12 protein-coding genes and 1 other annotated feature are annotated in these 12,830 nt (G+C 45.2%); all 12 genes read left to right on the forward strand.

Annotated features, from left to right (window positions below):
- The first annotated feature begins 163 nt into the window (after positions 1–163).
- Complete coding sequence (locus IRE19_RS17585; RefSeq protein WP_191716843.1) at positions 164–409, forward strand: hypothetical protein; 246 nt, start codon at positions 164–166, stop codon at positions 407–409.
- 152 nt (positions 410–561) lie between these two features.
- On the forward strand, positions 562–1,032 hold the full coding sequence (locus IRE19_RS17590; protein ID WP_191716844.1) for a CtsR family transcriptional regulator: 471 nt from the start codon (positions 562–564) through the stop codon (positions 1,030–1,032).
- Positions 1,033–1,044: 12 nt separating this feature from the next.
- Positions 1,045–1,578, forward strand: coding sequence for a UvrB/UvrC motif-containing protein (locus IRE19_RS17595; RefSeq protein ID WP_191716845.1), 534 nt, complete (start codon positions 1,045–1,047; stop codon positions 1,576–1,578).
- A complete protein-coding gene (gene mcsB, locus IRE19_RS17600; protein ID WP_203341392.1) occupies positions 1,568–2,659 on the forward strand; it encodes a protein-arginine kinase McsB in 1,092 nt (363 codons plus the stop codon). Before IRE19_RS17595 ends, mcsB begins: the two co-directional genes overlap by 11 nt.
- Positions 2,656–5,118: an ATP-dependent Clp protease ATP-binding subunit gene (locus IRE19_RS17605; RefSeq protein ID WP_191716847.1), complete on the forward strand. Its 2,463-nt coding sequence runs from the start codon at positions 2,656–2,658 to the stop codon at positions 5,116–5,118. Before mcsB ends, IRE19_RS17605 begins: the two co-directional genes overlap by 4 nt.
- Before the next feature lie 61 nt (positions 5,119–5,179).
- A complete protein-coding gene (radA, locus tag IRE19_RS17610; protein WP_203341393.1) occupies positions 5,180–6,556 on the forward strand; it encodes a DNA repair protein RadA in 1,377 nt (458 codons plus the stop codon).
- Between the two features lie 91 nt (positions 6,557–6,647).
- Entirely contained in the window at positions 6,648–7,742 is a 1,095-nt protein-coding gene (locus IRE19_RS17615) for a PIN/TRAM domain-containing protein (protein ID WP_191716849.1), read from the forward strand.
- A gap of 16 nt (positions 7,743–7,758) precedes the next feature.
- Entirely contained in the window at positions 7,759–8,454 is a 696-nt protein-coding gene (ispD, locus tag IRE19_RS17620) for a 2-C-methyl-D-erythritol 4-phosphate cytidylyltransferase (protein ID WP_191716850.1), read from the forward strand.
- A complete protein-coding gene (ispF, locus tag IRE19_RS17625) occupies positions 8,451–8,951 on the forward strand; it encodes a 2-C-methyl-D-erythritol 2,4-cyclodiphosphate synthase (protein ID WP_191716851.1) in 501 nt (166 codons plus the stop codon). The genes ispD and ispF overlap by 4 nt, the downstream gene beginning before the upstream one ends.
- A gap of 39 nt (positions 8,952–8,990) precedes the next feature.
- Positions 8,991–10,454, forward strand: coding sequence for a glutamate--tRNA ligase (gene gltX, locus IRE19_RS17630; RefSeq protein ID WP_203341394.1), 1,464 nt, complete (start codon positions 8,991–8,993; stop codon positions 10,452–10,454).
- Between the two features lie 43 nt (positions 10,455–10,497).
- Positions 10,498–10,716 (forward strand) — a binding site (T-box leader).
- Positions 10,717–10,769: 53 nt separating this feature from the next.
- Positions 10,770–11,432, forward strand: a complete 663-nt coding sequence (epsC, locus tag IRE19_RS17635; protein WP_203341395.1) for a serine O-acetyltransferase EpsC — start codon at positions 10,770–10,772, stop codon at positions 11,430–11,432.
- A complete protein-coding gene (gene cysS, locus IRE19_RS17640; protein WP_203341396.1) occupies positions 11,429–12,829 on the forward strand; it encodes a cysteine--tRNA ligase in 1,401 nt (466 codons plus the stop codon). The genes epsC and cysS overlap by 4 nt, the downstream gene beginning before the upstream one ends.
- The last annotated feature ends 1 nt before the right edge of the window (position 12,830 follow it).

Below are 12,830 nucleotides of genomic sequence, written 5' to 3' on the forward strand. Positions count from 1 at the left end.
GAGTAAGACGTCGCTGGGCACATGAATGAAAGTCGTTACCGATTCCGGTAACGGCTTTTTTCTTTGATGAAAAAAACGTTGTTCTATAAAAGTTATTTATAATAATTGAGAATCAGGATTGAAGAGGATGTGAAATGGGAAAAGCAGGAGTGAGGTGAGGATTATGAAACCCGGTATTTATAGAGTCGAAGCTATTGATAAAAGAACAGCATTGTTAAAAACAATTGAAAATGGGGAAGAACAGTATACTTTTCCAATAACAGATTTTACTCATAATGTTTCAGTTGGCGATGTAGTGGAGGTCTGGCAGGAAGGCATTAAGTGGAAGACTAAGTACATGGAAGAAAAAACAGAATCTGTATCCAGCCATGCAAAAGATTTTGTGAAAAGAATATTGGATCAGGAATAAACAGGAAGTCTTGAAGCGAAATTGCTTCGGGACTTTTTTGATTGTAAATTCTGATTCGTACTATTTGATATCCGCAAAAAGCTTGGTGTATAATTAAGTCAAATATAGTCAAAGTCAACTTTGACATATTATGTATCGAAGAGGTGAAAGCGATGCGGAATATTTCGGATGTAATAGAAGGTTATTTGAAGCAGGTTATCGAATTAAGCGAGAGAGACCATATTGAAATTAAACGCAGTGAAGTAGCTGAAAAGTTTCAATGTGTTCCTTCTCAAATAAACTACGTCATCAATACTCGATTTACAGTTGACCGTGGATATTTGGTAGAAAGTAAGCGCGGTGGTGGCGGGTATATTCGAATTAAACGAATCAGGCTTCATCAAAAATCAGATGTAATCGCAGATGTGATTCAGCGCTTAGAACATGGTGCCACTCAAGTAATGGCAGAAGATATTGTTTTTAGGCTGCTGGATGAAGAGGTTATTTCTAAAAGAGAAGCAAAGCTGATTCTCAGTGCTGTAGATCGCGCGACGCTGCTTTTGCCTCTTCCGACGCGTGATGAAGTCCGAGCTCGTATTCTTATAGCGATGCTCTTTACAATTAAGTATCAAACCACGATATAAAGGGGTGAAAAGATGATTTGCGATCAATGCGGAGAACGTTCTGCATCAGTAATAGTTAAACAACAGCAACAAGGACAGATAACGGAGCTTCATTTATGCCATATCTGTGCAGCTGAAAACCATAGCATTAATATTGCTTTTGAACAGGATCCATTGGCTATTCATCAGCTATTATCAAATTGGTTCCCTAATTCGCAGGCATCCGTTAACCCTGTCAGAAAAGAAGCGGTGACCTGTCCATCCTGCGGATTTAGTTTTCCGAAGTTCCTGCAGCTTGGCAAGTTTGGTTGTGCTTCTTGTTATGATGCATTTTCCTCCCAATTGGATGAAATATTTAAAAGGTTTCATAATGGGAATACAGAACACACTGGGAAGATCCCTGCTTCTTATGGCACAACTTTAAAAATAAAAAAAGAAATAGAGGAACTGCGCAAGCAAATGCAGGTTTCTGTGAGTGAAGAGGATTTTGAGGAAGCTGCACGGCTAAGAGATGAAGTAAAAGTTTTGAGTTCCAAGCTTGAGGGAGGTGCTTCCAATGGCAGTTGAACGGTTTCTCCAACCTCGAGCAAGCAGCTGGATGGCGAATGATGGAGAGAATGTTGATATTGCAATGAGTACAAGAATCCGGTTGGCTAGAAATTTAGAGAATTTCAAGTTTCCGTATTCTTTTACTGAAGATGAGGCACTTAAAGTAGATAAAGAGATTTCATCTGTATTACTGGATAAAGGTGGCGAGTTGGACTATACTTTCAGCCATATCAGTATTGAAGAACTTGCTAAACTCCAAAAGGAAGTACTGGTGGAAAAGCACCTAATCAGTCCTTATCTGGCCAATAGCCAACATTCCGGTTCTGTTTTATTGTCTGATAACGAAGAGCTGAGTATTATGGTAAATGAAGAGGATCATTTGCGGATACAAAGTCTGCAGTCAGGATTCCATCTTCAGAAAGCGTATAAGATAGCGAATGAGTTAGATTCCTTATTGGAAAAGAACTTATCTTATGCCTTTCACGAAAAATACGGCTACTTAACTAGTTGCCCTACGAATGTAGGGACTGGAATGAGGGCTTCAGTCATGCTCCATTTGCCGGCATTGACGATGTCCCATCAAATTCAACGGATCATTCCAGCAATTTCAAGGCTTGGCATGGTAGTTCGTGGCATTTATGGTGAAGGCAGTGAAGCATTAGGAAATGTTTATCAAATATCCAATCAATTGACGCTAGGTAAGTCTGAGTACGAAATTCTTCAGGATTTGGAGAATATGACAGAACAGATTATCCAACAGGAACGCAAAGCGCGGGAAGCAATTCTGTTGAATTCGCCGCTGGTGTTGGAAGATCGTGTCTATCGGTCACTTGGGACTCTTACCCATTCGAGACTGCTGACGACGGAAGAAGCTGCCACTTGTTTGTCAGATGTTCGATTGGGTATTGATTTAAAGATGATCCAAGATGTAGACATGTCGATTTTAAATGAATTGATGATTTTTATGCAGCCGGCCTTCCTGCAGCAATATGCAGATAAGCCGCTGCAGCCGAAAGAACGCGATTTTGCCCGGGCGAAGCTGTTCCGGGAGCGATTGAATAAAGAAGGTATAAATAGTGAAGGAGAGGATCTTGCATGATGTTTAATCGATTTACACAACGCGCACAAAAAGTTCTTCAGTTAGCTCAAGAAGAGGCCATTCGCATGAAACATGAATCAATCGGTACAGAGCACATTCTTCTCGGTTTAATTCGCGAAGGCGGCGGTATTGCTGCTAAAGCTCTGGAAGCGATTGAAGTGAATACACAATTGATTGAAGAAGGCGTTAAGGAACTTGTCGGTGTCGGCGAAAAAGATGTGGGCCCGATTGTGCATTATACGCCGAGAGCGAAAAAAGTCATTGAATTGTCAGTAGATGAGTCCCGCAAATTGGGCCATTCTTATATTGGTACAGAACACTTGCTGTTGGCGTTGATTCGCGAAGGTGAAGGCGTTGCAGCGCGTGTATTAGGTAATGCAGGCGTCAGCTTGAACAAAGCACGCCAGCAGGTGTTGCAGCTTCTGGGCAACAATGAACAGGCGTCTACAGGCACAAGCCCGAATGCTTCGGCAAATACCCCGACGCTGGATGGCCTGGCACGTGATTTGACTCAGGTGGCCCGTGATGGCGGCTTGGATCCGGTCATCGGCCGCAGTGATGAAATCACACGCGTTATTGAAGTATTGAGCCGCAGAACGAAAAACAATCCTGTATTGATCGGGGAACCAGGTGTCGGTAAAACAGCGATTGCAGAAGGTTTGGCTCAACAGATCGTCAACAATGAAATCCCGGAAACTTTGCGCGACAAGCGCGTTATGGTCTTGGATATGGGTACAGTGGTTGCTGGAACCAAATACCGTGGCGAGTTTGAAGATCGCTTGAAAAAAGTGATGGATGAAATTCGCCAAGCGGGCAATGTCATTCTCTTCATTGATGAGCTTCACACGTTAATCGGAGCAGGTGGGGCAGAAGGTGCGATTGATGCATCCAATATCCTGAAACCTTCCCTATCGCGTGGAGAACTTCAGTGTATCGGTGCTACAACTTTGGATGAGTACCGCAAGTACATTGAAAAAGATGCGGCTCTTGAACGCCGTTTCCAACCGATTCAAGTGGATGAGCCTACTGTTGAAGAGTCGATTCAGATTATCCGCGGATTGCGTGATCGCTATGAAGCGCATCACCGTGTGAAAATCACGGATGAAGCAATTGAAGCGGCAGCTAAAATGTCAGACCGCTACATTTCGGATCGTTTCCTTCCGGATAAAGCGATTGACCTGATTGATGAGGCAGGCTCTAAAGTAAGACTTCGCTCTTATACAACTCCACCAGATTTGAAGGAGTTGGAAGCACGCTTGGAAGCTGCACGTTCTGAGAAAAATGAAGCAGTGCAAAGCCAGGAATTTGAAAAAGCGGCTTCGCTCCGTGATGCAGAACAGAAATTGCAGAACCAATTAGATAAAACGAAGAAAGAATGGAAAGAAAAGCAAGGCAAAGAAGAGTCTGAAGTAACAGTGGAGGACATTGCGAAAGTCGTGTCCATGTGGACCGGCATTCCGGTTTCAAAACTGGCTCAAACAGAATCTGATAAATTGCTCAACCTGGAATCGATTCTTCACAACCGCATCATCGGGCAGGAAGAAGCTGTTACATCGATTTCGAAAGCGATCCGTCGTGCTCGTGCTGGATTGAAAGATCCTAAACGTCCAATCGGCTCATTTATTTTCCTTGGACCAACAGGTGTCGGTAAAACGGAATTGGCACGTGCACTCGCTGAATCTATGTTCGGGGATGAAGATGCGATGATCCGCATTGATATGTCCGAGTATATGGAAAGACATTCGACATCACGTCTGGTCGGTTCACCTCCAGGATATGTGGGCTATGAAGAAGGCGGACAGTTGACTGAAAAAGTTCGCAGAAAACCATATTCAGTGGTCTTGCTTGATGAAATTGAAAAAGCTCACCCTGATGTCTTCAATATCTTGCTGCAAGTCCTTGAAGATGGCCGTTTGACGGATTCTAAAGGCCGCAGAGTCGATTTCCGCAACACTGTCATCATCATGACGTCAAACGTTGGTGCAGAAGAGCTGAAATACAATAAATACGTCGGATTCAATTTAGAGGATTCGAAAACAGATTATAAAGACATGAAAGGCAAAATGCTTGCTGAATTGAAGAAAGCATTCCGCCCAGAGTTCTTGAACCGTATTGATGACATGATCGTCTTCCACTCTCTTGAAAAAGAGAACTTGAGAGAGATCGTGAATTTGATGACCAAGCAATTGGTGGAACGCTTGAAAGAGCAGGATATCGATTTGGAGCTGACCGATGCTGCGCTTGAAAAAGTCGCTAAAGAAGGATATGACCCGGAATACGGGGCGCGTCCACTTCGTCGTTCTCTTCAAAAACACGTGGAAGACCGCTTGTCAGAAGAGTTGTTAAAAGGTACAGCCCTCTCAGGCCAACGCATTATCTTCGATGTGGAGGACGATGACTTCATCGTTCGCACAAAAGCAACAGAAGAAGTGAAAGAAGCGGTAGTGGAAAAACAATAAGAACATTCCGCTCGCCGGAGACGCTCTCCGGCGAGCGGTTTTTCTATTTTAGGAGGTACACATGGCTAAGAAAAAGACGAAATTCATCTGTCAGTCTTGTGGCTATGAATCAGCCAGATGGATGGGGAAATGTCCGGGTTGTGCGGCATGGAATACGATGACTGAGGAAATGGAAGTGGCTGCACCGAAAGGGACACGCGGCGCTTTTCAGCACAGTGCATCGGTTCCTCAGAAAGCGACGCCGATCAATGCCATTGAAACACAGGATGAACCAAGAGTAGAAACAGAATTGAGTGAATTGAACCGTGTCCTCGGCGGGGGAATTGTGCCGGGCTCGCTGGTGCTGATTGGTGGAGATCCGGGTATCGGTAAATCGACTTTGCTGTTACAGGTATCGGCGATGCTTGCCAATAGCGGAAGCCGGGTATTATACATTTCCGGAGAAGAATCAATCCGCCAGACCAAGTTGCGGGCAGAACGTCTCGATGCTTCGTCTTCAGAGCTGTTCATTTATGCAGAAACGAATCTTGAATTGATTCATCATACCATTGAAGATGTAGCTCCTGATTTTGTCATTGTCGATTCGATTCAAACGGTTCACCACCCTGAAGTGACTTCTGCGCCAGGCAGTGTGACACAGGTTAGGGAAAGTACGGCCGAATTGATGCGGATTGCAAAAACGAAGAATATTGCCATTTTCCTCGTGGGCCACGTAACAAAAGAAGGCCAGATTGCAGGGCCGCGTATCTTGGAGCATATGGTGGATACTGTTCTGTATTTCGAAGGTGAACGCCATCATACGTACCGGATTTTGCGCAGCGTCAAAAACCGTTTTGGCTCGACCAATGAAATCGCTATTTTCGAGATGCTCCAGAGCGGCTTGAAAGAAGTGTTGAACCCATCTGAACTGTTCCTGCAGGAGCGGACGAGTGGTTCAGCCGGTTCGACAGTCGTCGCTTCAATGGAAGGCACACGTCCGATATTAGTTGAAATTCAGGCGTTGGTGACGCCATCGAGTTTCAACTATCCGAAACGCATGGCAACAGGCATCGATGTCAACCGTGTGTCGCTGCTGATGGCTGTGCTGGAAAAACGGGTGGGCATGCTGCTGCAGTCACAGGATGCGTACATCAAAGTGGCAGGCGGCGTGAAGCTGGATGAACCCGCTATCGATTTAGCTGTTCTCGCAAGCATTGTTTCCAGTTTCCGTGACAAGGCTCCAAATGTGTACGATTGCATCATCGGCGAAGTAGGATTGACCGGTGAAGTAAGGCGTGTGTCGCGTATTGAACAGCGCGTGCAGGAAGCAGCTAAGCTCGGCTTTAAACGGGCAATTGTTCCAGCGTCAAATTTAGGTGGTTGGGATTATCCGGAAGGGATTCGCGTAGTCGGTGTAGAAAGTGTTAATGATGCGTTAAAAGAGATTTTTCCACAGTAAGGAGGCTATATGCCTCCTTTTATTTCTAAATAAGGGTCATTAAAGCGTTTCAGATTTAAAATGTGTATAATTAAAAAAGGAGGTGGAGCGCGTGTTAAGACCTATTATTAAAATTATGTTTTTACTTATTGGTGCGACAGTCGGAATCTTATTATTGCCATCTGCATTTGAACTTATTCCCCTTCTCGACAATCCATGGATCAGTAACCCTTACGTAGCAGCAATTGTTGGTGCTCTGGTCTTTTTCCTGTTATCTTTATTATTTGTAGATTCTTTGATAAATTTCATGAAGTGGATGGAAGAGAAACTGCTTCATGCACCGACGCCGGATTTATTGTTCGGTACGGTTGGAATGATTATTGGCCTTGTGGTGGCGTTCCTGATTGGCTTTGCGCTGAGTACCGTTGATATTCCATTGGTGGCCACTGTGGCACCGTTAATATTATCTGTAGTGCTTGGTTATTTAGGTTTTCAGGTAGGCTTCCAAAAACGCGAAGAAATGCTGACGATGTTGACGCCGGCGAAGTTTGCCCCGGTGAAAAAGCTGGAGCCGGAAGAACCGGTTGAGAAAGTGTCTTATAAGCTGCTTGATACCAGTGTCATCATTGATGGTCGGATTGCGGACATCTCGGCAACTGGTTTTATGGAAGGCACCTTTGTCGTTCCGCAATTTGTGTTATCTGAGCTTCAGCATATTGCCGATTCTTCGGACACGCTGAAACGGACGCGCGGCAGGAGAGGCTTGGACATTTTGAAACGGCTTCAAAGTGAACGCGTAGATGCGATTATGATTACAGAAGAAAGCTTTGACGAAGTCAGCGAAGTCGATTTAAAATTGATGCGCGCTGCAAAAAAAATGGGCGGCAAAGTGGTCACCAATGATTTTAATCTCAATAAAGTATGTGAACTTCATAATGTACCTGTCTTGAATATCAATGACTTGGCAAACGCTGTGAAACCGGTTGTGATTCCGGGGGAAGATATGCATGTAGTGGTCATCAAAGACGGCAAAGAGCAAAATCAGGGTGTAGCTTATCTGGATGATGGCACGATGATTGTGATTGAAGATGGCAAAGGGTTTATTGGCCAGGCGATCAATGTCACTGTCACCAGCGTTTTACAGACTTCTGCAGGACGGATGATTTTTGCGAAGCCGCGAGACGGCAAACAAACTGCAACAAATTGATAAAGGATGTTATCCAATGAACTATACAGTCGTCCTGCCTGCTGCCGGCAGCGGGAAACGAATGAAAGCAGATAAAAATAAATTATTGCTCGAACTTTTCGGCAAACCGATTTTTCTCTATACGCTGGAAGTTTTTGAGCGGGATCCGAATTGCGAGGCTATTTGGCTGGCGGTAAAAGAGCACGAACGGGAACTGATCGAAGAGTATGTAAAACGCTATGATATTACGAAAGTGAAAGGGTACGCTGCAGGTGGAACGGAGCGGCAGGATAGTGTTAGAGCCTGTCTTGAAGCGATTCCGCCTTGTGGCGTTGTTTTGGTTCATGATGCTGCCCGGCCTTTCATCGATCACGAAGTCATTGCACGCTTGGTAGAGGCAGCGCAGGAATCCGGAGCTGCCGTCGCTGGAGTGCCGGTCAAAGACACTATCAAAAAAGTGGAAAATGGCGTCATTTCTGAAACGGTCGACCGCAATCAATTGTGGATGATCCAGACGCCGCAGGCTTTCCGCTATTCATTGATCTTAAAAGCGGCTCAGGCAGCGCACAATGATGGATTCATGGGAACCGACGAGGCGATGCTTGTTGAACGTATGGACTACCCGGTAGCTATTATTGAAAGTACATACGAAAATATTAAAATGACGACGCCGGATGACTTGATTTATGGACGAGCTATTTTGGAGAGTCGCATACAGGAGGAACAGAAATGATTAGAATTGGACAAGGTTATGACGTGCATCAACTGGCAGAAGGACGCCCATTTATTTTAGGCGGCGTGGAGATTGAACATGATCGAGGGCTTCTTGGCCATTCAGATGCGGATGTCTTGCTGCATACCATTACAGATGCAGCGCTTGGCGCAATTGGCGGAGGGGATATCGGCAAGCATTTCCCGGATACCGATCCTGAATTTAAAGACGCCGATTCCCGAAAATTGCTGACGCATATTTGGGAATATGTAAAAGAGCAAGGCTATGAGCTGGGCAATGTCGATTGCACAGTCATCGCCCAAAAACCGAAGCTGGCTCCTTATATCGAACAAATGCGCGAATCGATTGCGAACTTATTGGAAGCGGATATTTCGCAGGTCAATGTTAAAGCGACGACTTCTGAGCATCTTGGGTTTACTGGCCGTGAAGAAGGAATTGCAGCATTAGCGGTGATCCTATTGAACAAACGTCCGGTTTCGCTTGATGTCCCAGAGTGATAGAATAACAGAAGGATAGATAATTTAGGAGGAACTTACATGACACAAGAAGTACGCGTACGTTATGCGCCAAGTCCGACAGGCCATTTGCACATCGGCGGCGCACGTACAGCATTATTCAATTACTTATTTGCACGCCATAATAACGGGAAATTCATTGTACGCATTGAAGATACCGATACAGCCCGCAATATCGAAACCGGCATTATGTCTCAGCTGGATAACTTGAAATGGCTCGGCATCGAGCACGACGAGTCGATTGATATCGGCGGAGAATACGGTCCTTATCGCCAGATGGAACGGTTGGATACGTACAAAGAGCATTCAGATCAGATGCTTGAAAAAGGCTTGGCTTATAAATGCTTCTGTACACCTGAAGAATTGGAAGCAGAACGCGATGCGCAAAAAGCATCCGGTATCGCAGCGCCTCAATACAGCGGCACTTGCCGCAACTTGACAGCTGAAGAAGTGGCTGAAAAAGAAGCGGAAGGCAAGTCGTTTACGATTCGTGCGAAAGTTCCTGCTTCAGTAACATATGAGTTCAACGATTTAGTGCGTGGTCCGATTTCATTCGAATCAAAAGATGTCGGCGATTGGGTCATGGTGAAAACCAACGGTATCCCAACATATAACTTTGCTGTGGTCATTGATGATCATTTGATGAAAATTTCCCATGTGTTCCGAGGAGAAGAGCATTTATCGAATACACCAAGACAGATGATGATCTATGATGCATTTGGTTGGGAATATCCAAGTTATGGCCACATGACCTTAATCATCAACGAGGACCGCAAAAAATTATCGAAACGCGATGAGTCGATTCTGCAGTTCATTTCGCAGTACAAAGACCTTGGCTATATTCCGGAAGCTTTGTTTAATTTCTTTGCGCTTCTTGGCTGGTCTCCAGAAGGCGAAGAAGAGATTTTCTCGAAAGAAGACTTGATCCGCATCTTCGATGTAGAGCGTCTGTCTAAATCGCCATCGATGTTCGATAAGCAGAAATTAATGTGGATGAACAACCAATACATCAAGCAATTGCCGCTTGAAGAAGTGGTGAAATTGTCTCTTCCGCATTTGCAGAAAGCAGGCAAGCTGCCGGAAGAAATGACGCCGGAGCAAGCGGAATGGGCGAACAAGCTGGTGGCTTTGTACCATGAACAGTTGAGTTATGGAGCAGAAATCACTGAGCTTTCCGAGCAGTTCTTTACAGAAGAATTGTCTTATGGGGAAGCCGAAAAAAAAATTTTGGCTGCTGAACAAGTGCCTGAAGTGATGACGGCATTCAAAGAGCAATTGGCTTCATTGGAAAACTTTGAGCCGGCTGAGATCAAAGCCGCAATCAAGGCGGTCCAAAAAACAACTGGCCATAAAGGCAAAAACCTGTTCATGCCAATCCGTGTCGTAATCACTGGACAAATGCATGGGCCTGAATTGCCGGATGCCATTTCCTTGTTAGGAAAAGACAAAGCCATCGCCCGTGTTTCACAATACGCAAGTGCCTAACGTTGACTTATTGAGCTGACGGTGTAAAATGAATTTACCATTAATAAAAACGTTGACGAGAAGAAGTACATGCAGAAAGCTCTCAAGAGAAGGTCCCCACCGGCTGAAAGGGATCTGGGCCGCTGCTGCATCGAAATGCCTCTCTGAGTGCTGAGTCGAATCAAGTAGACCAGACGTCTTGCCTGCGTTATAGGCCTTCGAGAGAAAAGGGTGCAGTTGCCCTTTTAATCAGAGTGGAACCGCGCAGCTATGCGTCTCTGTCATGTAATGTGACAGGGGCGCTTTTTATTTTGGATACGAAAGGGAGCGATAGAGATGTTTAAATTATTGAAAGATGACGTTGATGTTATTTTCGAGCAGGATCCGGCAGCCCGCAATTATTTGGAAGTCATTTTGACGTATTCCGGTTTGCACGCCATCTGGGCGCATCGGCTGGCACATTTTTTCTTCAAGAATAAACTATTTTTCATTGCCCGTGTCATTTCACAGATCAGCCGCTTTTTCACGGGAATCGAAATCCATCCGGGTGCGGTCATTGGCCGCCGCTTCTTTATTGACCACGGGATGGGCGTGGTCATTGGAGAAACTTGTGAAATCGGTGACAATGTCACCTTGTACCAGGGCGTTACGTTAGGCGGTACCGGGAAAGAACGCGGGAAACGCCATCCGACATTGGAAGACAATGTGCTGGTTGCCACTGGCGCCAAAGTACTTGGATCGATCGTTGTCGGTGCCAATTCCAAAGTTGGAGCGGGATCAGTGGTGTTGAAGAACGTACCGATGAATTCGACAGTAGTCGGGATTCCGGGGAAAGTGGTGATTCAAAACGGCGTCAGAATTAAGCCGGATTTGAACCATCAGAATATGCCGGATCCCGTTATGGATAAATGCGAAAGCATGGAAATGAAGATTGCCAGATTACAGCAAGAAGTTGAAGAGTTAAAAAAAGCTAGGCAGGAAGAAGGGCAACGTTTATGACTATACAGATTTTTAATTCATTGTCACGGCAAAAAGAAGAGTTCGTTCCTTTAGAAGAAGGAAAAGTAAAAATGTATGTCTGCGGACCGACTGTTTATAATTACATCCACATCGGCAACGCGCGTCCGGTAATCGTCTATGATACAGTGCGCCGCCATCTGGAATACCGCGGCTATGATGTGAAATATGTATCAAACTTTACTGACGTTGATGATAAATTGATCAAAGCGGCCAACGAACTCGGCCAGGAAGTACCGGAAATTGCAGAGCGGTTTATCGCTGCTTATTTTGAAGATACGAAAGCGTTGGGCTGCGCAGAAGCGGACGTCCACCCACGTGTAACCGACCATATGGTGCAGATCATCGATTTTATTGCAGCGTTGATTGAAAAAGGTTATGCCTATGAGTCGCAGGGAGACGTCTATTACCGTACCCGGAAATTTGAAGGCTACGGCAAACTGTCCCACCAGTCAGTCGACGAACTGAAAGTCGGTGCGCGCATTGAAACCGGCGACAAAAAAGAAGATGAATTGGATTTCGTGTTGTGGAAAACAGCGAAGCCGAAAGAGATTTCATGGGACAGCCCATGGGGCAAAGGGCGTCCGGGCTGGCATATTGAATGCTCGGTCATGGCACGTGAGCATTTGGGTGATACCATCGATATCCATGCAGGCGGACAGGATCTGACTTTCCCGCATCATGAAAATGAAATTGCCCAATCGGAAGCTTTAACCGGTAAACCTTTTGCGCGTTATTGGATGCATAATGGGTATATTAATATTGATAACGAAAAAATGTCGAAGTCACTGAACAACTTTGTGCTGGTGAACGATATATTGAAGGAACTTGATCCACAAGTGTTGCGTTTCTTCATGCTGTCGGTTCATTACCGCCACCCGATCAACTACTCGCAGCAATTGGTGGAAGATGCCATTGCCGGATTGGAGCGGCTGCGTACGGCGTATGCCAATTTAAAGCATCGCTTAAGCACATCAGCTGATCTGGGTGACCATTCCGATATTTGGATCGATAAAATCGAAACCATTAAAACAGCTTTCGTTGAAACGATGGATGACGATTTCAATACGGCAAATGCCATTTCAAGTTTATTTGATTTGTCCCGTTTGTCGAATACGTATTTGCTGGAGAAGCAGACAGCAACAACGGTTCTGGAAACCTTTATTGCCGTCTTTGATGAATTAGCCGGCGTGTTGGGGGTTCCATTCAGCCAAGAGGAAGAATTGCTGGATGAAGAAGTCGAGGCTTTGATGGCAGAGCGCATCGAAGCGCGCAAAAACCGCGATTTTGCCCGGGCTGATGAAATCCGTGATTTATTTAAAGAGAAAAATATCATTTTGGAAGATACGGCACAAGGTACACGCTGGAAGAGAGGGTAAT

Source organism: Planococcus beijingensis, from assembly GCF_016820615.1.
In the GTDB taxonomy this organism is placed as follows: Bacteria; Bacillota; Bacilli; order Bacillales_A; family Planococcaceae; genus Planococcus; species Planococcus notacanthi.